The sequence below is a fragment of the Micromonospora sp. RHAY321 genome (genome assembly GCF_023896955.1).
Classification (GTDB): domain Bacteria; phylum Actinomycetota; class Actinomycetes; order Mycobacteriales; family Micromonosporaceae; genus Micromonospora.
The window spans coordinates 26306-47310 of the sequence record NZ_JAMHIW010000014.1 but is presented as its reverse complement, the minus strand read 5'-3'; the positions used below and the strand labels follow the sequence as shown (position 1 = coordinate 47310).

General features: G+C 69.5%; 18 protein-coding genes and 3 tRNA genes. 1 reads left to right on the top strand and 20 read right to left on the bottom strand.

The genetic code is table 11. From position 1 onward, the window contains the following. Window positions 1-292: 292 nt before the first annotated feature. The 20 genes from M8C17_RS24155 to M8C17_RS24060 all read right to left on the bottom strand — a co-directional run bounded on the left by M8C17_RS24155 (window position 293) and on the right by M8C17_RS24060 (window position 19903). Window positions 293-673, bottom strand: coding sequence for a phage holin family protein (locus tag M8C17_RS24155; RefSeq protein WP_252418951.1), 381 nt, complete (start codon window positions 671-673; stop codon window positions 293-295). A gap of 617 nt (window positions 674-1290) precedes the next feature. After that, window positions 1291-1659 (bottom strand): hypothetical protein, encoded by a 369-nt coding sequence (locus tag M8C17_RS24150; RefSeq protein WP_252418865.1) that lies wholly within the window; start codon window positions 1657-1659, stop codon window positions 1291-1293. Window positions 1660-1752: 93 nt separating this feature from the next. Then, window positions 1753-5643, bottom strand: a complete 3891-nt coding sequence (locus M8C17_RS24145; protein ID WP_252418864.1) for a DNA-directed RNA polymerase subunit beta' — start codon at window positions 5641-5643, stop codon at window positions 1753-1755. Window positions 5644-5723: 80 nt separating this feature from the next. Beyond that, entirely contained in the window at window positions 5724-9155 is a 3432-nt protein-coding gene (locus M8C17_RS24140; protein ID WP_252418863.1) for a DNA-directed RNA polymerase subunit beta, read from the bottom strand. Window positions 9156-9726: 571 nt separating this feature from the next. Continuing rightward, the gene (rplL, locus tag M8C17_RS24135; RefSeq protein ID WP_007465324.1) at window positions 9727-10110 is read right to left on the bottom strand and encodes a 50S ribosomal protein L7/L12; all 384 of its coding nucleotides are present in this window, start codon (window positions 10108-10110) and stop codon (window positions 9727-9729) included. 54 nt (window positions 10111-10164) lie between these two features. Beyond that, window positions 10165-10710 (bottom strand): 50S ribosomal protein L10, encoded by a 546-nt coding sequence (gene rplJ, locus M8C17_RS24130; protein WP_074314622.1) that lies wholly within the window; start codon window positions 10708-10710, stop codon window positions 10165-10167. A 345-nt stretch (window positions 10711-11055) separates the two neighbouring features. Beyond that, the gene (locus M8C17_RS24125) at window positions 11056-11745 is read right to left on the bottom strand and encodes a hypothetical protein (RefSeq protein WP_252418862.1); all 690 of its coding nucleotides are present in this window, start codon (window positions 11743-11745) and stop codon (window positions 11056-11058) included. Further along, complete coding sequence (locus tag M8C17_RS24120) at window positions 11742-12545, bottom strand: ATP-binding cassette domain-containing protein (RefSeq protein ID WP_252418861.1); 804 nt, start codon at window positions 12543-12545, stop codon at window positions 11742-11744. The genes M8C17_RS24125 and M8C17_RS24120 overlap by 4 nt, the downstream gene beginning before the upstream one ends. 80 nt (window positions 12546-12625) lie before the next feature. After that, window positions 12626-13342, bottom strand: coding sequence for a 50S ribosomal protein L1 (rplA, locus tag M8C17_RS24115; RefSeq protein ID WP_074314628.1), 717 nt, complete (start codon window positions 13340-13342; stop codon window positions 12626-12628). Window positions 13343-13420: 78 nt separating this feature from the next. Further along, complete coding sequence (gene rplK, locus M8C17_RS24110; RefSeq protein ID WP_053653970.1) at window positions 13421-13852, bottom strand: 50S ribosomal protein L11; 432 nt, start codon at window positions 13850-13852, stop codon at window positions 13421-13423. A gap of 187 nt (window positions 13853-14039) precedes the next feature. Then, the gene (nusG, locus tag M8C17_RS24105; protein WP_252418860.1) at window positions 14040-14762 is read right to left on the bottom strand and encodes a transcription termination/antitermination protein NusG; all 723 of its coding nucleotides are present in this window, start codon (window positions 14760-14762) and stop codon (window positions 14040-14042) included. Window positions 14763-14803: 41 nt separating this feature from the next. After that, the gene (gene secE / locus M8C17_RS24100; protein ID WP_252418859.1) at window positions 14804-15196 is read right to left on the bottom strand and encodes a preprotein translocase subunit SecE; all 393 of its coding nucleotides are present in this window, start codon (window positions 15194-15196) and stop codon (window positions 14804-14806) included. Window positions 15197-15408: 212 nt separating this feature from the next. After that, window positions 15409-15481 (bottom strand) — tRNA-Trp (locus M8C17_RS24095). Between the two features lie 129 nt (window positions 15482-15610). Then, a complete protein-coding gene (locus M8C17_RS24090) occupies window positions 15611-16003 on the bottom strand; it encodes a MaoC family dehydratase (protein ID WP_252418858.1) in 393 nt (130 codons plus the stop codon). A gap of 1 nt (window position 16004) precedes the next feature. After that, a complete protein-coding gene (locus tag M8C17_RS24085) occupies window positions 16005-16451 on the bottom strand; it encodes a MaoC family dehydratase N-terminal domain-containing protein (protein WP_252418857.1) in 447 nt (148 codons plus the stop codon). A gap of 127 nt (window positions 16452-16578) precedes the next feature. Next, window positions 16579-16746, bottom strand: coding sequence for a 50S ribosomal protein L33 (rpmG, locus tag M8C17_RS24080; RefSeq protein ID WP_007073056.1), 168 nt, complete (start codon window positions 16744-16746; stop codon window positions 16579-16581). Window positions 16747-16878: 132 nt separating this feature from the next. Then, a tRNA-Met gene (locus tag M8C17_RS24075) sits at window positions 16879-16951 on the bottom strand. A gap of 24 nt (window positions 16952-16975) precedes the next feature. Beyond that, a tRNA-Thr gene (locus M8C17_RS24070) sits at window positions 16976-17048 on the bottom strand. 93 nt (window positions 17049-17141) lie between these two features. Beyond that, window positions 17142-19670 (bottom strand): bifunctional diguanylate cyclase/phosphodiesterase, encoded by a 2529-nt coding sequence (locus M8C17_RS24065; RefSeq protein ID WP_252418856.1) that lies wholly within the window; start codon window positions 19668-19670, stop codon window positions 17142-17144. Between the two features lie 59 nt (window positions 19671-19729). Further along, a complete protein-coding gene (locus tag M8C17_RS24060) occupies window positions 19730-19903 on the bottom strand; it encodes a hypothetical protein (protein ID WP_252418855.1) in 174 nt (57 codons plus the stop codon). A 407-nt stretch (window positions 19904-20310) separates the two neighbouring features. On the opposite strand from M8C17_RS24060, the gene M8C17_RS24055 reads away from it, so the two are divergent. Continuing rightward, window positions 20311-20925, top strand: coding sequence for a hypothetical protein (locus tag M8C17_RS24055; protein WP_252418854.1), 615 nt, complete (start codon window positions 20311-20313; stop codon window positions 20923-20925). Window positions 20926-21005 lie beyond the last annotated feature (80 nt).

Below are 21005 nucleotides of genomic sequence, written 5' to 3'. Positions count from 1 at the left end.
TCGTGTCGCCGTCCGGACTCCGGATCCAGCGCACGCACGAGTTGCCCGGGCATGCCCGGGCACAAGGGGAAAGAGTACCTACCACAGCCGCCCAGGTCAAAACGGAATGGCCTGGCGAAGTCTCACACTCGCCAGCCGGATCTCGTCCTGCCCCGTCGCCCGCGATGGGCACCTACGAACACAAGTGTACCGGCTTCCCCGCCGGACCACCCGTCGCCCCCATGCAGGGCGACCGGGGCCGCCTCGCCACCTGCGTCGACCCCGCCCGGCCGGACACGACAGGTGACCAGCCTCACGCCAGGGAGATCAGCAGCGCGAGGCCCAGGCCCAGCAGGCTGAGCAGCGCTCCCGCCGCACCGCAGCTGATCCCCGCCACCGCCAGGCCCCGGCCGGTGAAGAGGACCGCGGGTGGTGGGGCCGGCCGGCGGATCTGCCGCCGGGCGAGCAGGCCGGCGACGATCGCCGCAACCCCGGCCAGGACGCCGAGCACGGCGAACGCCCCGGACGCCCAGGCCCCGCCGTTGGTCGCGAAGGCCACGCCGAAGCAGATCACCAACAGCGCGACCAGGATCGACGCGATCCCGGCCACCAGCGCCCCGACCGCCAGCCCGGAGGTCACCGGTGGCACGTCCAGGTACACCACGCCGAACGGCGTGCCAGGCACCTGATCCACCCGCTTCGGCGGCCGCCGCTGATCGTCGGTGGGCGGCGGCACCGGCGCCGGGCCCCAGGCGGGGGCGTGACCCACCGGCGGCTGTCCCCAGCCCGCCGGTACGCCGTACCCACCCGCCGGGCCGGATGACGGCTGGCCCCAGCCGTGCGGCGACGACGTGGGCGTCCCGGAGACCGGGTACGGCTGGCCGGGACCGGACGGGGTGGCGCCGCCCCAACCGGACTGCGGCGCGGAAGGTGGCGGCGCGCCCCAGCCGGACTGCGGTGCCGGAGTTTGCGGTGTGCCCCAACCAGGCTGCGGCGCGGAGGGCGGTGGCGTGCCCCAGCCGGGCGTGGCCGGGGCCGGGGCACCCCACTGGGGTGAGGAAGCCTGCTGCTCACTCGGGTCGGGAAGGGCCGCGGGCTGCGCGCTCGGGTCGGGCCGTGCCCAGCCGCTCGGCTCGGACGCCCCCGGGGCCGGGTCCGGCGCGCCAGGATGCCCGGCCGGTTCGTCCGGGGGCCGCGCCGGTTCCGTCACGAGGTCCTCCTGTCGACAGGGCCGTCACCGCCACGCGGCGGACACCGGCCAGGCTACCGCCGGGCACGCCGCCGCCCGCGCCGGGCGCGGCTGCGGGCGACTCAGTCCATGTTCGAGGGGTAGTCGTGGCCGAACGGCGAGCCGGCAAGCCGGACCACGCCGATCACCACCACGGTCACCACGCTGACCGCGACCAGCACCAGACCGGCCCAGGCCATCCGCTCCCCCCGTCGCAGCCAGGCGCCGCCGGTCAGGAAACCCCCCGAGGCGTACGCCTCCCGGCGCGCCTGCCGGGCCAACTGGAGCGCCACGGTGGCGGGCACGACTCCCCCGATGAACAGGCCGGTCAGCAGGCCGAGCAGCCCCAGCGCGAAGACCGCCCGCGCCTTCGTGGCGCGGGCGGGGTCGGGATCCAGCGGGTGACGCAGGCCCTGCTGCGCCACGGACACCTGCCCGGGTGCGGTCGTCATGCCTCCATCATGCCGAACCCGGCCCGCGGGTGGGCCGGTCCGGACGCGACGAGGCCCCCGGCAGGTGCCGGGGGCCTCGTCGTGCGGTTGTGCTTAGCGGTACGACCCGAAGTCGAAGTCGTCCAGCGGCACGGCCTGCCCGCTGGCCGGCCCGAACCCGTAGTCGGTCTCCGGGTAACCGGTCATGGAGTAGACCTTGGCCTTGGCCTCCTCGGTCGGCTCCACCCGGACGTTGCGGTACTTGCTGATACCGGTACCGGCCGGGATGAGCTTTCCGATGATCACGTTCTCCTTGAGGCCGACCAACGAGTCGCTGCGCGAGTTGATCGCAGCGTCGGTCAGCACCCGGGTGGTCTCCTGGAAGGAGGCCGCCGAGAGCCAGGAGTCGGTGGCCAGCGAGGCCTTGGTGATACCCATCAGCACCGGACGGCCGGCGGCGGGCTCGCCGCCCTCCGAGACGAGCCGGCGGTTCTCCGACTCGAACAGCGCCCGGTCGACCAGCACACCCGGCAGGAACTCGGTCGAGCCGGAGTCGATGACCGTCACCCGCTTGAGCATCTGGCGGATGATGATCTCGATGTGCTTGTCGTGGATGAGCACACCCTGCGAGCGGTAGACCTCCTGGACCTCCTGGGTCAGGTGGACCTGGACCGCGCGCGGGCCGAGGATCCGCAGCAGCTCGTGCGGGTCGATGGTGCCCTCGGTGAGCTTCTCGCCGACCTCGACGTGACCGCCGTCGTGGGTCCGCAGCCGGACCCGCTTGGAGATCTTGTCGTAGACGATCTCCTCGCTGCCGTCGTCCGGAACCACGATGATCTTCCGCGAGCGCTCGCCGTCCTCGATCCGGATCCGACCCGGGGTGTCGGCGATGGGCGCCTTACCCTTCGGGACCCGGGCCTCGAAGATTTCCTGGACACGCGGCAGACCCTGGGTGATGTCCTCACCCGCGACACCACCGGTGTGGAAGGTACGCATCGTCAGCTGCGTACCCGGCTCACCGATCGACTGGGCGGCGATGATGCCGACCGCCTCGCCGACGTCAACGGTCTTGCCGGTCGGCAGCGAACGCCCGTAGCAGGCACCGCAGACGCCCAGCTTCGACTCGCAGGTGAGCACGCTGCGCACCCGGACCGTCTCCACGCCGGCGGCGACGATCTTGTCGACCCCGATGGAGTTGATGTCCTGACCCCGCTCGGCGACCACGGTGCCGTCCGGCCCCTTGATGTCGTCGGCCAGGGTACGGGCGTGCACGCTGGTCTCGGCGTGCTCGTGCACGACCAGCTTGCCGCCCTCCAGGCGCTCGCCGATCTGCATCGGGATCGCCCGGTCGGTGCCGCAGTCCTCCTCGCGGATGATCACGTCCTGCGAGACGTCCACCAGACGACGGGTCAGGTAACCCGAGTCGGCGGTCCGCAGCGCGGTGTCGGCGAGACCCTTACGGGCACCGTGCGTGGAGATGAAGTACTCCAGCACGGACAGACCCTCCCGGTAGCTGGCCTTGATCGGCCGCGGGATGATCTCGCCCTTCGGGTTGGCCACCAGACCACGGATCGCCGCGATCTGCCGGAGCTGCAGCAGGTTACCGCGGGCACCCGAGTTGATCATCTTCCACAGTGGGTTCTCCTGCGGAAGCGCGGTGTCCATCTCCTTGGCGACCTCGTTGGTCGCCTTGGTCCAGATCTCGATGAGCTCGCCGCGACGCTCCTCGGCGGTCATCAGACCACGCTGGTACTGCTTGTCGATCCGGTCGGCTTCCTTCTCGTACTTGGCCAGGATCTCCGCCTTGCGCGGAGGAGCGATGACGTCCTCCATGCCGATGGTGACGCCCGACCAGGTCGCCCAGTGGAAACCGGCCTCCTTGAGCCCGTCCAGGGTGGCGGCCAACGCCACCTTGGGGAAGCGCTCGGCGAGGTCGTTGACGATCGCCGAAAGCTGACCCTTGCGGATCTCGTAGTTCACGAAGCGGTAGCCCTGCGGCAGCGTCTCGTTGAACAGGACCCGACCCAGGGTCGTGTCCACGGTCAGCGGGTCACCCTCGACCCAGCCCTCCGGAGCGGTCCACGGCTCGGCACCGGCCCCGTTGTCGACACCGACCACGCCACGCAGCCGGATCCGCACCGGCGCCTGCAGGTGCAGCTCGCCGTTGTCGAACGCCATCCGCGCCTCGGCGTCCGAGCTGAACGCCCGGCCCTCGCCCTTCTCACCAGGGGTGAAGTGGGTGAGGTGGTAGAGGCCGATGACCATGTCCTGGGTGGGCATGGTGACCGGCTTGCCGTCGGCCGGCTTGAGGATGTTGTTCGACGACAGCATCAGGATCCGCGCCTCGGCCTGGGCCTCGGCGGACAGCGGCACGTGCACCGCCATCTGGTCACCGTCGAAGTCGGCGTTGAACGCCGTGCAGACGAGCGGGTGGATCTGGATCGCCTTGCCCTCGACCAGCTGCGGCTCGAAGGCCTGGATGCCCAGGCGGTGCAGGGTCGGCGCCCGGTTGAGCAGCACCGGGTGCTCGCCGATGACCTCTTCCAGCACGTCCCACACGACCGGGCGCTGACGCTCGACCATCCGCTTGGCGGACTTGATGTTCTGCGCGTGGTTGAGGTCGACCAGCCGCTTCATCACGAAGGGCTTGAACAGCTCCAGCGCCATCTGCTTGGGCAGACCACACTGGTGCAGCTTCAGCTTCGGGCCGACCACGATGACCGAACGGCCGGAGTAGTCGACGCGCTTGCCGAGCAGGTTCTGCCGGAACCGGCCCTGCTTGCCCTTGAGCATGTCGGACAGCGACTTGAGCGGACGGTTACCCGGACCGGTGACCGGCCGGCCGCGGCGGCCGTTGTCGAACAGCGCGTCGACGGCCTCCTGGAGCATCCGCTTCTCGTTGTTGACGATGATCTCGGGCGCGCCGAGGTCGATCAGTCGCTTGAGGCGGTTGTTCCGGTTGATCACGCGGCGGTACAGGTCGTTCAGGTCCGAGGTCGCGAAGCGGCCACCGTCGAGCTGCACCATCGGGCGCAGGTCCGGCGGGATGACCGGGACGCAGTCCAGCACCATGCCGAGCGGCGAGTTGCGGGTGTTCAGGAACGCCGCCACGACCTTGAGCCGCTTGAGCGCCCGGATCTTCCGCTGGCCCTTGCCGGACCGGATGGTCTCCCGCAGGCTCTCGGCCTCGGCGTCGAGGTCCATGTTCTGGACCAGCGCCTTGATCGCCTCGGCGCCCATGGAACCGGTGAAGTACTCACCGAACCGGTCGCGCAGCTCGCGGTAGAGCAGCTCGTCGGTGACCAGCTGCTTCGGCTCCAGCTTGCGGAAGGTGTCCAGCACCTCGTCCAGGCGGTCGATCTCGCGCTGGGCCCGGTCGCGGATCTGGCGCATCTCGCGCTCTCCGCCCTCCTTGACCTTGCGCCGGACGTCCGCCTTGGCACCCTCGGCCTCCAGCTCGGCCAGGTCGGCCTCGAGCTTGGCGGCCCGCTTCTCGATCTCCGAGTCGCGGCTGTTCTCGGACTGCCGCTTCTCGGCCAGGATCTCGTTCTCGATCGTCGAGAGGTCACGGTGACGCGACTCCGCGTCCACGCTCGTCACGACGTACGAGGCGAAGTAGATGATCTTTTCGAGGTCCTTGGGGGCGAGGTCCAGCAGGTAACCCAGCCGGCTCGGCACGCCCTTGAAGTACCAGATGTGGGTCACCGGAGCGGCCAGCTCGATGTGACCCATCCGCTCACGACGGACCTTGGAGCGAGTCACCTCGACGCCGCAGCGCTCGCAGATGATGCCCTTGAACCGGACCCGCTTGTACTTACCGCAGTAGCACTCCCAGTCCCGCTGCGGACCGAAGATCTTCTCGCAGAAGAGCCCGTCCTTCTCCGGCTTCAGGGTGCGGTAGTTGATCGTCTCAGGCTTCTTGACCTCGCCGTGCGACCACTGACGGATGTCGTCGGCGGTGGCGAGACCAATGCGCAGCTCGTCGAAGAAGTTGACGTCGAGCACTATGTCCCCTATGTCGTCGTCTGTACTGCTAATTCTCGGGCGAGGTCGGGGGCCGGCAAGCCGGCCCCCGACCGCTCACCTCAGACCTCTTCGACCGAGCTCGGCTCGCGCCGGGACAGGTCGATGCCCAGCTCCTCGGCGGCCCGGAACACCTCGTCGTCGGTCTCGCGCATCTCCAGGGCCACGCCGTCGCTGGACAGCACCTCAACGTTGAGGCACAGCGACTGCAGCTCCTTGAGCAGCACCTTGAACGACTCCGGGATGCCCGGCTCCGGGATGTTCTCGCCCTTGACGATGGCCTCGTAGACCTTCACGCGGCCGAGCACGTCGTCGGACTTGATCGTGAGCAGCTCCTGCAGGGCGTACGCGGCGCCGTACGCCTGCATCGCCCAGCACTCCATCTCACCGAAGCGCTGACCACCGAACTGCGCCTTACCACCCAGCGGCTGCTGCGTGATCATCGAGTACGGGCCGGTCGACCGTGCGTGGATCTTGTCGTCGACCAGGTGGTTGAGCTTCAGGATGTAGATGTAGCCGACCGCGATCGGGTCCGGCAGCGGCTCGCCGGAGCGACCGTCGAACAGCTGCGCCTTGCCGCTGGCGCCGATCAGCTGGTTGCCGTCCCGGTTGGGCAGGGTCGACGAGAGCAGACCAGCGATCTCCTCCTCGCGGGCGCCGTCGAAGACCGGGGTGGCCACGTTCGTGTCCCCCTCGGACTCGTGCGCGTCGATCGAACGCAGCTGCTTCTTCCAGGACGCGTCGTCGCCCTCGACCTTCCAACCGGTCTTGGCCACCCACCCGAGGTGGGTCTCCAGCACCTGGCCGATGTTCATCCGGCTCGGCACACCCAGCGGGTTGAGCACGATGTCGACGGGCGTGCCGTCCTCAAGGAACGGCATGTCCTCGATCGGCAGGATCTTGGAGATGACGCCCTTGTTACCGTGCCGGCCGGCGAGCTTGTCGCCGTCCTGGATCTTCCGCTTCTGGGCGACGTACACCCGGACCAGCTCGTTGACGCCCGGGGGCAGCTCGTCGCCGTCCTCGCGGGAGAAGGTACGCACACCGATGACCGTGCCGGTCTCGCCGTGCGGCACCTTCAGCGAGGTGTCCCGGACCTCACGCGCCTTCTCACCGAAGATCGCGCGAAGCAGCCGCTCCTCCGGGGTCAGCTCGGTCTCGCCCTTCGGCGTGACCTTGCCGACCAGGATGTCGCCGGGGACGACCTCGGCACCGATCCGGATGATCCCGCGCTCGTCGAGGTCGGCGAGCATTTCCTCGCTGACGTTCGGGATGTCGCGGGTGATCTCCTCCGGGCCGAGCTTGGTGTCCCGGGCGTCGACCTCGTGCTCCTCGATGTGGATCGAGGTGAGCACGTCCTGCTGCACGAGGCGCTGCGACAGGATGATCGCGTCCTCGTAGTTGTGGCCTTCCCAGCACATGAACGCCACGAGCAGGTTGCGCCCGAGCGCCATCTCGCCCTCGTCGGTGCAGGGACCGTCGGCGATGACCTGACCGGCCTCGACGCGGTCGCCCTCGAAGACGACCGGCTTCTGGTTGACGCAGGAGCCGGCGTTGGAGCGGCGGAACTTGTGCAGCAGGTACGTCCGGCGGTGGCCGTCGTCCTGGTGGATGGTGACGTAGTCGGCGCAGAGATCCTCGATCACACCGCCGACCTCGGCGACCACCACGTCGCCAGCGTCGACCGCGGCCCGGTACTCCATGCCCGTACCCACCAGCGGCGCCTCGGCCTTGACCAGCGGCACTGCCTGGCGCTGCATGTTCGCGCCCATCAGTGCCCGGTTGGCGTCGTCGTGCTCGAGGAACGGGATCATGGCGGTCGCGACCGAGGTCATCTGCCGCGGCGACACGTCCATGTAGTCGACGGCACCGGGGACGACGTCCTCGGTCTCGCCGCCCTTACGACGACACAGGACCCGCTCCTCGGCGAAGGTGCCGTCGGCGCGCAGCGGCGCGTTGGCCTGAGCCTTGACGAACCGGTCCTCCTCGTCCGCGGTCAGGTAGTCGATCTGGTCGGTGACCCGACCCTCGATGACCTTCCGGTACGGCGTCTCGATGAAGCCGAACGGGTTGACCCGGGCGAAGGTGGACAGCGCGCCGATGAGGCCGATGTTCGGGCCTTCCGGCGTCTCGATCGGGCACATCCGGCCGTAGTGGGACGGGTGCACGTCGCGGACCTCGAAGCCGGCCCGCTCCCGGGACAGACCACCCGGGCCGAGCGCGCTCAGCCGGCGCCGGTGGGTCAGGCCCGCCAGCGGGTTGGTCTGGTCCATGAACTGGGACAGCTGCGACGTCCCGAAGAACTCCTTGATCGCCGCCACCACCGGGCGGATGTTGATCAGGGTCTGCGGGGTGATCGCCTCGACGTCCTGCGTGGTCATCCGCTCGCGGACGACCCGCTCCATCCGGGACAGGCCGACCCGAACCTGGTTCTGGATCAGCTCGCCCACGGTGCGCAGGCGCCGGTTGCCGAAGTGGTCGATGTCGTCGGCCTCGTAGCCCTCCTCACCGGCGTGCAGCCGGCAGAGGTACTCCACGGTGGCGACGATGTCGTCCTCGGTCAGCGTGCCGGTGGTGATCGGCACGTCGACTTCGAGCTTCTTGTTGAACTTGTAGCGCCCGACCTTGGCGACGTCGTACCTCTTCGGGTTGAAGAAGAGGTTGTCGAGCAGGGTCTGGGCGTTCTCGCGCGTCGGCGGCTCGCCAGGGCGGAGCTTGCGGTAGATATCGAGCAGGGCCTCGTCCTGGCCGGCGATGTGGTCCTTCTCGAGCGTGGTCATCATCAGCTCGGACCAACCGAACCGCTCACGGATCCGCTCGGCCGACCATCCGACGGCCTTGAGCAGGACGGTGACGGCCTGCCGGCGCTTGCGGTCGATGCGTACGCCGACCGTGTCGCGCTTGTCGATGTCGAACTCCAGCCAGGCACCCCGGCTCGGGATGACCTTGACGCTGGAGAGGTCGCGGTCGGAGGTCTTGTCCGGCTGCTTGTCGAAGTACACGCCCGGGGACCGGACGAGCTGGCTGACCACGACGCGCTCGGTGCCGTTGATGACGAAGGTGCCCTTGGGCGTCATCATCGGGAAGTCACCCATGAACACCGTCTGGCTCTTGATCTCGCCAGTGGTGTTGTTGGTGAACTCCGCGGTCACGAAGAGCGGAGCGCAGTAGGTCAGGTCCTTCTCCTTGCACTCCTCGATCGAGGCCTTGACCTCGTCGAAGCGCGGCGCCGAGAAGGAGAGCGACATGGTGCCGGAGAAGTCCTCAATGGGACTGATCTCTTCAAGGATCTCCGCGAGACCCGAGCGTGCGTGCGGGTCGTCCGCCGACCGGCCCTGCCAAGCCTCGTTGCCGACGAGCCAGTCGAAGGACTCGTTCTGAATGGCGAGGAGGTTGGGGACCTCGAGGTGTTCGGTGATCCTGCCGAATGAAACTCGGCGGGGAGCGAATGCGCTCGACGTACGACTGGTCTTCGCAGGGCGGGAAGCTGCCAAGATGCGTCCTTCCGAGGACCGGTGCTGCAGAACGGCTGGTACGCGTGCACTCCAATGACCCCACCAGAAATATCCGTAAACGGACATTTCCGAGCAGGGGTCAAGTCGGAAGGCAGCGCAAACTAGCAGTGTAGCCGAGAGGCTAACCGCTGTCCAGCCCACCCCGCAGGTCGTTTGCGGAACGCGCCTCGGCCCCCGAAAACCGGGGTCTGCCGGGCCGCTCGGAACGCAACGTTCCCGCTGGGCCGCTCGGGTTGCTGCGGCCGATGGTGCCGCCGCTGTCATTACCCACGTCGTGGCCGTCGCAAGCGCGGTGTCTTGCTGGTGTCAGCGTGCCTGGCAGCCCGGGGCCGCGTCAAGGGCCGGTATCCGGGTCGTCCCTTCTTTCCCACCGGAGAGCGACCCACCAGGCTCGTCCGGAGCCTCGACGACGGTCCTCCGCGCCCAGCTCAGGACGGCCGTCACCGGATCCACCAACACGGCGGGCGGCGATCCGTGTCGGATCACCGCCCGCCGCGACGCGATCGTGTCGCCGCTCGACGAGCAGGGCACGCGCTGGTGGAGCGTCAGGTCACTTGAGGGTGACCTTGGCGCCCTCGCCCTCGAGCTTGGCCTTGGCCTTCTCGGCGGTCTCCTTGTTGACCTTCTCCAGGATGGCCTTCGGCGCGGACTCAACCGCGTCCTTGGCCTCCTTGAGGCCCAGGCCGGTCAGCTCACGCACGACCTTGATGACCTGGATCTTCTTGCCACCGTCAGCCTCGAGGACGACGTCGAACTCGTCCTTCTCCGGCTCGGCCTCGGCGGCGGCCGGAGCCCCACCCGCGGCGGCAACGGCAACCGGAGCAGCGGCGGTGACCTCGAAGGTGTCCTCGAACTGCTTCACGAACTCGGAGAGCTCGATCAGCGTCATCTCCTTGAACGCGTCGAGCAGCTCGTCGGTGCTGAGCTTCGCCATGTCTGGCGTCCTTTCCTGAAACTAATAAGTAAGAACTGGTGCGCTCGGACGGCCTCAGGCCGCCTCGGCGCTCTCCTTCTCGCGCTTGTCCTGCAGGGCAGCCGCCAGACGGGCGGTCTTCGACAACGGAGCCTGGAACAGGGCCGCGGCCTTGCTCAGGTTGCCCTTCATCGCGCCGGCCAGCTTGGCCAGCAGCACCTCGCGGGACTCCAGGTCAGCGAGCTTCGTGACCTCGGCCGCGGAAATGGCCTTGCCCTCGAAGACACCGCCCTTGATGACGAGCTTCGGGTTGGCCTTCGCGAAGTCGCGAAGCCCCTTCGCCGCCTCGACGACGTCGCCCGAAACGAAAGTCAGCGCGGTAGGACCGGTGAACAGCTCGTCGAGGCCGTTGATGCCCGCGTCCGTCGCAGCACGCTTCGCCAGCGTGTTCTTCGCGACCGTGTAGCTGGTCTCGGCGCCGAGTGAGCGCCGCAGCTGGGTGAGCTGGGAAACCGTCAGACCGCGGTACTCGGTCAGCACGGTGGCGCCCGCGTTGCGGAAGCTCTCGGTCAGCTCAGCGACGGCCGTGGCCTTGTCGGCCCGGATCGGCTTGTCCGCCATGTCCCTCCTCTCTCGTTACTCGAGGCTGGTCCCCGTCACGGCCGAAGCCGGAGCGGGGGCGGAGGCAGCACGACAACGAAAAAGCCCCGGCGCAGGGCGCACGGGGCGAGGGCCGGCGGATCGTCACGGTCGGCGGACCATGCTCACTGCCGAGTTACGCTTGCCGCCCTACGCGGGTCGCCCGTTGTCGCGGGACCTTCGACCGTGCCGAAGCACAGTGACCAGCGGTCTCTGGGTGGTTCCTCATCCATGAGAACACGGATGACGTTTGAAGAGTACGCGACCCCGTGACCAGCACCAAATCGCCCGCTGTGAGCCAGGCCACCAACGGACGGCCGCGACCCCTCAGCCCTGGGCCCGCCGCCGCCACAGATAGCCGCCGAACGCGGCGGCGCTCCAGGCCACCGCCCAGGCCGTGAGGCCGAGCAGGGTGAGTGCGGCCGCGTCGCCCGCGGTGGTCCGGGCCGTGGCCATGATCGGCGGAGCCAGCCAGGGGACCACCGAGCCGGCCAGGCCGAGAACCACCGCGCCGACGCCCCCGAGGGCCAGGACCGCGACGCCGTACCCCGCGCCGCCCACGGACGCCCGGCTGGCCAGAGCACCGAGGGCCACCGCCGCCGGTACGGCCAGCAGATGCGCCCACACCCCCAGCGCCACGCCCACCGGCACCGACCGGTCCGACGGGTCGACCGGGCCGGTGACCCCGCCGACCAGCCACGGGAAGACCAGCGCGACGGCCACCGCGACCAGCGCCGCCACGCCGGCGGCGAGCAGCCCGGCCAACCGCTCCCGGGCCACCCCGACCGCCACCTGGGCCAGCCGGCGCTGCACGTCCGGTTCGACGTCAAGCAGGATCTTGGTCTGCCAGGCGAGCACCGGGAAGAGCACCACCGCGGAGACGCCGTACGCCTCGGCCGGCTGGGCCCGGCCGCCGCCGTACAGGGTGCCGAGCACGACCAGACCGGCGAGCAGCGGTGCCAGCGCCCGCCCCGTTCGCAGGAAACCAGCCAGCCGCAGCCGGATCAGGGCGCTCACCGGGTCTCCCCCGCCGCTTGTTCGACGACCGCACCGGCGCCGTCGACGGCCTGCGGCTTGTTCGACGACGCGTCGGGGCGTACCCGAAGGACCTGATGGCCATCGGCGCGCAACCGGGCGACGGTGCCGGCGACCCGCGCGGCCGGCACCGCGACCTCGACCACAGCGATCGCCTCGTCCGGTGCCGACGTCTCCTCGGTCACCGTGCCGTCGGCCACCGTCCAGCGGCGCGCGCCCGGCAGCCGGACCGTCTCGCCGCGGTGGTCACTGACCAGGACCGCGCCGCCGGCGGTCAGCACCTCGTCGATCAACTCGGGAACCAGCTCGCGGGTGGTGGCGTCCAGGCCCTCCCACGGCTCGTCGAGCACCAGCAGGCCCGGCGGACGCAGCATCGCCTGGGCGAGGCCCACCTTCTGCGCGGTGCCCTTGGACAGCTCCGGCAGGCGAACCGCGCGGAACGCGGCCAGCCCGAGCCGGTCGGTCCAGCCCGTCACGGCCTCATCGGCCGCCGGACCGTCCAGGCCGGCCACCCGGGCCATCCCGGTCAGGTAGCGGGCCACGGTGAAGGGTTGGTCGGCCGGGAAACGCTCCGGCACCCAGCCCACCCGCCCCGGCCGGTCGGCGACCCGGCCCCGGCCCGGTCGCAGCACCCCGCCGGCCACCTGGAGCAGCGTCGACTTGCCCACCCCGTTGCGGCCCAGCACGACCGCCACCTCGCCCGGACCGATCCGCACGTCCACGCCCCGCAGCACCCACGGCCCACGCCGGTGGTACCGCAACCAGACGTTCTCCAGCCGCATGCGGTCGAGCCTGCCACACCTCAGACGCGCCGGGGCGCCGCCACAGTCGTGGCGGCGCCCCGGTGGAGCGGAGTGTCGGCTCAGGCCTCGGCCGACTCCTCGGTGAGGTTCTTGACCAGGTTCGGGTCGACCGGCACGCCGGGGCCCATCGTCGTGGTCAGGATGACCTTGCGGAGGTACTTGCCCTTCGCCGCGGACGGCTTGGCACGCAGCACCTCGTCGAGCACCGCGGCGTAGTTGTCCACCAGCTGGCTCTCCGAGAAGGAGGCCTTGCCGATGATCAGGTGCAGGTTGGAGTGCTTGTCCACCCGGAAGGTGATCTTGCCGCCCTTGATGTCCTGCACCGCCTTGGTGACGTCCATGGTCACCGTGCCGGTCTTCGGGTTCGGCATGAGACCGCGCGGGCCCAGGATCCGCGCGATCCGGCCGATCTTGGCCATCTGGTCCGGCGTGGCGATCGCCGCGTCGAAGTCGAGCCAACCACCCTGGATCCGGGCGACCAGCTCGTCGGTGCCCACCTCGTCCGCACCCGCCGCGGCAGCCTCGTCGGCCTTCGCGCCAGCGGCGAACACGATCACGCGGGCGGTCTTACCGGTGCCGTGCGGCAGGTTGACCGTGCCGCGGACCATCTGGTCCGCCTTGCGGGGGTCGACGCCGAGGCGCATGGCGACCTCGACCGTGGCGTCGAACTTGACGTTGGTGGTCTCCTTGGCCAGCTTCACGGCCTCGGCGGGGGTGTAGAGCTTCGACCGGTCGATGACGTCGGCGGCCTTGCGGTAGCTCTTGCTGCGCTGCATTGCTGATTACTCCTGTGGTCTCTGGCGGGCCGCTCGGCGCGAGCCCTCCCACGGTTGGGTCGAAGGCCGGGGCCGACGTCAGTCGTTGACGGTGATGCCCATCGACCGGGCGGTGCCGGCGATGATCTTCTCGGCCTGGTCCAGGTCGTTGGCGTTGAGGTCGGCCATCTTCTTCTCGGCGATCTCACGCAGCTGGGCGCGGCTGACCGAGCCGACCTTCTCGCTCTGCGGAACGCCCGAGCCCTTCTGCACACCGGCAGCCTTGATCAGCAGCCGGGCGGCGGGCGGGGTCTTCAGCACGAAGGTGAAGGACCGGTCCTCGTACACGCTGATCTCGGCGGGGACGATGTCGCCCCGCTGGGACTCGGTCTGCGCGTTGTAGGACTTGCAGAACTCCATGATGTTCACGCCGTGCTGGCCGAGCGCGGGGCCGACCGGCGGCGCCGGCGTGGCCTGGCCCGCCGGCAGCTGAAGCGTGAACGTCTTGACGAGCTTCTTCTTCGGAGGCATGTCACTTCCTGGGGCTTGGAGCTGGGAAAATGCGGCTGACGCCGTTCTCGAGGCGCGCACGGTCAGCGCGATGCGACAGCGGCGACGTTCAAGAGTAGCGCAGGCCGCAGCCCACTCGTCCGCCGAGGTCGAGCGGGAGGGCGTACGCCGACGTCGGCGGCGGGCCGAGCCCGCCGCCGACGACCGGTCAGATCTTGGCGACCTGGTTGAAGTTGAGCTCCACCGGAGTCTCCCGGCCGAAGATCGACACCAGCACCTTGAGCTTCTGCTGGTCGGCGTTGATCTCGCTGATCGTCGCCGGCAGCGACGCGAACGCGCCGTCGGTGACGGTGACCGAGTCGCCCACCTCGAAGTCGAGGACCTTGATCTCGGGCTTCGCCTTCTTCTGCTCGGTCTCGACGGCCGGCGCCAGCCACTTCAGCACCTCGTCGAGGGAGAGCGGCGCGGGCCGGTCGGCCCGGTCGGTCGCGCCGACGAAGCCGGTCACGCCCGGGGTGTTGCGGACACACGAGTAGGACTCGGCGGTCAGCTCCATCCGGACCAGGATGTAGCCCGGGAAGACCTTGGCCTGGATCTGGGACCGCTTGCCGTTCTTGACCTCGACTTCTTCCCGGGTCGGCACCTCGACCTGGTAGATGAAGTCCTCCATGTCGAGGCTCGTGATCCGGGTCTCGAGGTTGGTCTTGACCTTGTTCTCGTAGCCAGCGTAGGAGTGCACCACGTACCAGTCGCCCGGCGCGTAGCGCAGCTTCTGCCTCAGCTCGGCGACCGGGTCGTACTCCTCGTCCGGCGCGGGCTCGCTCGTTGGGAACTCCGGCTCGCTGGCGGCCTCAACCGACTCGTCACCAGCCGCCGTCGCGACCGTGGACTGCTCGTCCACCGGTCCGGCGGTCTCGTCGTACTCAGGCACGCTCGCTCACTTCCGTCACTATCGGCTCTGGAGGCAGCCGGTCAGCTGGAGTTGCCGAAGACAAACAGCACGACCCTCGCGAAGCCGTAATCCAGCACACCCACGATCGTCAGCATCACCGCGACGAACGTCACCACCACCGCGGTGTAGGTCAGCAACTCCTTGCGCGTCGGCCAGATGACCTTACGCAGTTCGGCCACGACCTCGCGGAAAAACCGGGCGATGCGGCCGAACACGCCCACCCGACCGGTTTCCGACCGGGTGGTCGGGCGGCTGTCCGCCGACTCCGCCCGGGCACGGGACCGCGTCGCGGTGCCCCCCCGGGAGACCGGCTCGTCCGCGCTGGTGGCGTCGTCGTCGGCTACCTCGTCGACGACCTCGTCGTCCAGACGATCGTCGCCGGCGTCCTCGCCGCGCCGCTTGTTGTCGGCCACTTCGCCCTCCGTCGCGGGAATCTCGGGTCGCACGCCGGGCGGCGTACGCGGCGCTGGTCACGCCGGCCGGACCAACCGTCCCGCGACGGGCCGCGGCCGGTGGATCAACCGGAGGGCCCGATGCCTCGGAACCACCCCGCCAATGCCACCACCACGGGCCGGACGCCACCAACTCGGCGGCGCGACCCACGGGAACGGTCAGGCCTGAGGCGCAGGGGTGACAGGACTTGAACCTGCAGCCTGCGGTTTTGGAGACCGCTGCTCTGCCAATTGAGCTACACCCCTGTGCGGCAACACTCGCCCCACGCGGCCACAGACGACCGAGCAGGGGTCACTTGCCCCACGGCGGACCAGTGTACGGGTACCCGCCCGACTTTCCCAACCGGTCTCCCCGCCACGCGCGGCGGGGAGGATTCAGCGTGTCGTGCGGATGGTCGCGCGTGCCTGCGCGAGCACCTTCTCGCCCAGGCACGTCGCGGTCACGTCGAGCCGGGTGAGGCCGTCCTCGGTCACCTCGCGGACCACGGCGGTGACCTCGATCTCGGTCCCCTGGTCGTCGTCGGGCACCACGACCGGCCGGGTGAACCGGACGCCGTACTCGACCACCGCGTCGGGCGCACCGGCCCACTCGGTGACCGCGCGCCCGACCAGCGCCATGGTGAACATGCCGTGTGCGATCACCCCGGGCAGGCCCACCTTGGTGGCGAACCGGTCGCTCCAGTGGATCGGGTTGAAGTCCCCCGAGGCGCCGGCGTAGCGGACCAGGTCCGCGCGGGTCACCTGGAACGTCTTGGCTGGCAGCTCCATCTCACGCCTCCCCGCGTACGACGATCTTGGACCAGACGGCGACGACGGGCTCGCCGGCGACGGTCCTGACGTCGGTGCGGGTGGTCAGGAAGCCGTGCCCACCCCGGTTGCTGACGTCCTCGATGGTGCTGGCACAGACCAGCTCGTCACCGGCGACCACCGGCCGGGTGTACGCGAACCGCTGATCGCCGTGCACCACGCGGCTGTAGTCGACACCGAGCGCCGGGTCCTCGGCGATCTGGCGGCTCGCGGCCATCGTGATGACCACCGGGAAGGTCGGCGGAGCGACCACGTCCGGGTGCCCCAACGCCCGCGCGGCCGCCGGGTCGTGGTGAGCCGGGTCGGTGGCGCCGATGGCGGTGGCGAACTCCCGGATCTTTTCTCGGCCCACCTGGTAGGGGGCGGTCGGCGGATACGTCCGGCCGACGAAGGAAGGGTCCAGAGACATGCCGCGAACCTACACGGACAACGCAATCGCCGATCTGCTCGGTCGGCGGCGGTTAAGCCGTGCCAGGCCGGTCAGATCGGCGATCGGAAAGCTTCGACAAAGGGCCGGCGGTGGAGCCGGCCGCAGGTCAGCGGGTCTCGCGGTGGACCGTGTGCCGACCGTCGCGCGGGCAGAACTTCTTCAGCTCGATGCGGTCGGGGTCGTTACGACGGTTCTTGCGCGTGATGTAGTTGCGCTCCTTGCACTCCACACACGCCAAAGTGATCTTCGGCCGGACATCGGTAGCCTTCGCCACGGCGGAGTGCCTTCCTCGCTAACGGAAACAACTACGACGCGTCAGCCTAGTCGCTGACTGCGCGGACATGCAAAGTGGGCGCCAGTGGCGCCCATCCCCACGACCACCGAACTGAAGCCCGGAAGACGAGAGTAGCGGTGGCCGGACTTGAACCGGCGACACAGCGATTATGAGCCGCTTGCTCTACCATCTGAGCTACACCGCCGCGGTGGGTCCAGCTGAACCCTCGAGCCCCCTTACGGAATCGAACCGTAGACCTTCTCCTTACCATGGAGACGCTCTGCCGACTGAGCTAAGGGGGCCTGCGCGATCTCCCCGTGGGGCGCGCAGAAGTAAGAGTACACGGCCGGGCTCGGCAGGTGAAATCGGATCCCCGGTGATCGTCTAGGCCCAGCTCAGGGCACGACACGAAGGCGCGGAAGCTCCGAACCGGAGATCGTTTCGGGGTCGGCCTGGGCGCCGAACCACGCGGCCAGCCGCTCGTACGGCAGGGGCCGGCTGAACAGGAAGCCCTGACCGATCTCGCAGCCGATGTCCTGGAGCAGCTCCAGGGTCAGCTCGCTCTCCACGCCCTCGGCGACCACGGCCAGGCCGAACTGCTGGGACAGGGTCACCACCGCGTTGACGATCGCCAGGTCCCCCGGGTCGGTCGCCATGCCCTGCACGAAGGAGCGGTCCACCTTCACCTCGTGCACCGGCAGCCGCCGCAGGTGCGCCAGCGACGAGTCACCGGTGCCGAAGTCGTCCACCGACAGCCGGACGCCGAGATCGCGTAGCCGGTGCAGGGTCGGAATGGGCCGGTCGGTGCCGTCCAGCACCCCCGCCTCGGTGATCTCCAGGGTGAGGCTCTGCGCCGGCACCCCGTACTCGGTCAGCAGCTCCTGCACCCGGTCAGGGAAGTGCTGGTCGGTGAGCGTCCGCGCGGACAGGTTGACGGCGACGGGCAGCGGATGGTCGGCCTGGGCCCAGTCCCGGCTGCGCCGCAGCCCCTCTCGGAGCACCACCTCGGTGAGCCGGCTCAACTGGCCGGTGTGCTCCGCCACCGCGACGAAGTCCTCCGGGGCGACCGTGCCGTGCGTCGGGTGCTCCCACCGGGCCAGACACTCGACACCGACCAGCCGACGCTCCCGCAGCGTCACCTTGGGCTGGAAGTAGACCTCCAGCTCGTCCTGGTCCAACGCCCGGCGCAGATCGCCGGCGAGGCCCAACCGGCGCAGTGACCGGGACTCCAGCGCCGGGTTGAACAGCTGCACGCTGCCCGGCACCGACTTGGCGGCCGTGGCGGCCAGGTCGACCCGGAGCAGCAGGGTCGCCGCGTCGCTGCCGTGATCCGGGTGTACGGCCACCCCGACGGCAGTGTCCACATCGAGGGTGAGCGCGTCGAAGACCATCTCGTCGCGGATCTGGTCGCGCAACTGGCCGGCCAACTCCAGCGCCGCGTCGGCGCTCTCCAACCGCAGCGTCACCAGGAACTCGTCGCCGCCGACCCGGCCCACCAGGGCCGACGACGGCGCGCTGGCCCGCAACCGGTTGGCGACCTCGGCGAGGACCTTGTCCCCGGCCGCGTGGCCGAGGGACTCGTTGACCTGGCGCAACCCGTCCACGTCGAACAGCAGCAGCGCCACCACCTCGCCAGGCGCGGCGATCTTGACCGACTCGTCCAGCGCCCCGGTGATGCGGCGGCGGTTGGGCAGCCGGGTCAGCGCGTCGTGGTACGCGTCGTGCCGCAGCCGGTCGACCAGCCGGGAATTCTCGAGCGCGACCGCCGCGTGCGCGGCCACGGTCTCGAAGATGGGGATGTCGCCGGGGGCGAAGTGGCCGATGTCGCTGAGCCGGTTCGCCACCTCCAGGGTGCCGATAACCGCCTGCCCGGAGCGCAACGGCACCACGATCACGTCTTTGATCTGGCGGGCGCTGATCTCGCCGCGAAGGGCGCTCTCGTCGCCCAGCAGACGCCCCATCGACAACGTCTTCGCCAGGTCCCGCGCCCGCTCCCGCAGGATCGCCGGGGTCGGCGCGACGTCGAGCAGCCCCGGCGTGTCCACCCGGGCCGTCAACAGCACCTCCGGGTGCCGGCCCTGGGCGGGCAGCCAGAGGGTGGCGGACTCCGCCTGCATGAGGGCACGGACACGGTCGAGCAGGACGTCGGCGAGGGAACCGTCAGCGCCGCTGGTCGTGATCAGCCGGGCCAGGTCGTACATCCCGGTCAGGGTGCGGTGCTGCCGGAAGAACTGGGCGTAGGACCGGTAGACCAGGGCGAGGGCGGCGAAGAGTGCCGCCAGCAGCAACGCGGACCACCAGGTCGCCTCCAGCGCGATCAGGACGAGCAGACCGACCGAGGCGTTGATCGAGGTGGTGAGGAACACCGACGGGGTGGTCCGCAGAGCCTCCCGGCCCGCCTGCCAGCCCTGTAGCAGCACGTGCACGCCGACGACGGAGACGAGACTGACCAGGGTGATGGTGTTGACCGTGAGGAAGAGGCTGCCCCACGTCCCCGGGCCCACACCCTGCAGCGGTGGCAGTTGCAGAAGGAGCAGGCTGGCCAGCGACGTGGCCGCCGCGGCCTTCGCGACGTTGAACCAGAACTTCGCCGGCGGGAAGCGCTGCGAGGCGCTCCAGATCAGCGAGGCGAGCGTGTAGATCAGGACCACGGTCAGTGGTGGCAGGAAGAACAGCGCCACCACGAGCGGGATCTCGGTGAGCGTCACACCGACGGACTGGCGACGGACGACGAAGTTCAGCACCGGAATGCTGATGCCGGTCATCGCCAGGAAAATCAGGAACGCCAGCCCCCAGTCCCCGTACGGAGGACGGTCGGAGATGACGCTGATGGCGGTGCAGCAGAGGATGGCGACCAGGGCCAGCGGGCCGGTGATTAACCAGGCGTGGTCCGTGGACTTCCGTCGTTGGTCACGCCTGGCCATACCGCTCCCTCTGAAAGACGTCGCCCGTCGGTACTGCCCTCACGGGCGACGACCGCGAGTTACCGGGAGGCGTCCACGCCCCAGACGACGTCACCCAAACCCGCACCCCAAACGACGTCGGTGAGCTGAGCGTTACCTGCGCCGGAGAGGTAGTCGGTGCCGAGCAGTCCTCCGAGGACAGCGGCGAGCACGAGGAGCGAGCCAAGCAGTCGGCCCAGTCTTCGACCAGACATGTTTGCTCCTGTCGGGGAAGTGTCACAGGGATGGTGGAGGTTCCACGATCGTGCCACACGGTCGGTACGCAGAAAAGCGGTGAGTGTTGGACCGGTCCGAGCGTTGCGAAGGTTGCGCCCTTCGGCCCAGTGCCCCTCGACGTGCCGGGCCAGATCAGGGGTCCTTCCTGCGACATCAGCGGTTCACCCAGCGCTTGATGCGACCTTCAGCACAATTCACCCACGCCGCTCGGACGTCCTCCGAGCCGATCCCGCCCAGTCACCCTGCGTGACGAACTTGATGGTCTGGAAGCGCGCCGACACGAGCCCAGACATCGACCACCATACCCGGTTATCGCATCCGCACAAGAAGGCGGACGCGACAAGTCGGGCCGAGATGCGCGGTGGCGGAGGGCTACGGTTCCGAGGTGATCAATGACGCGGGCTCGCGGCCGGGAGTCGCGGCGGCGCGGCGGCTGGCCGCTCTCGGCTGTTGCCGGATCGACAGCGGGCTGACCGACCCGGAGTTCGACCGCATCGAGCGCGAACACGGCTTCGAGTTCGCCGACGACCACCGCGCCTTCCTGGCCGCCGGGCTTCCGGTGTGGCAGCCGTACGAGGAGGGCCAGACGTGGGAGCACCCCTGGCCGGACTGGCGCAACGCGGATCCGGAAGCGCTTCGCGAGCACCTGGCCTGGCCGGTCGACTGCCTGCTCTGGGACGTCCAGCACGGGCACTGGCGACAGGAGTGGGGCGACCTTCCCGAGACGCCGGAGGAGGCAGTCGCGGTGGCGCGGCTACGGCTTGCCGACGTCCCGGCGATGGTTCCGGTGTACGCACACCGGTTCCTTCCCGCCGGGCGGGGAACCGCCGCGCACCCGGTCTTGTCGATGCGCGGGTGGGACACCATCTACTACGGCACTGACCTGCTCGACTACATCGAGCAGGAGTTCCAGGAACCACGCCCCGACCGGGCCGACGACTGGAACCCGCAGGCCACCGTCCCGTTCTGGCGCGACTACCTCAGGGCACCGGACGAGTGAGCTCGGCCGGCATCCGAGGGCAGGGGTTGGTGATTCCACCGGCCTTCGACCCGCGCGGCGGCGCACTGGCAGGCTGGTCA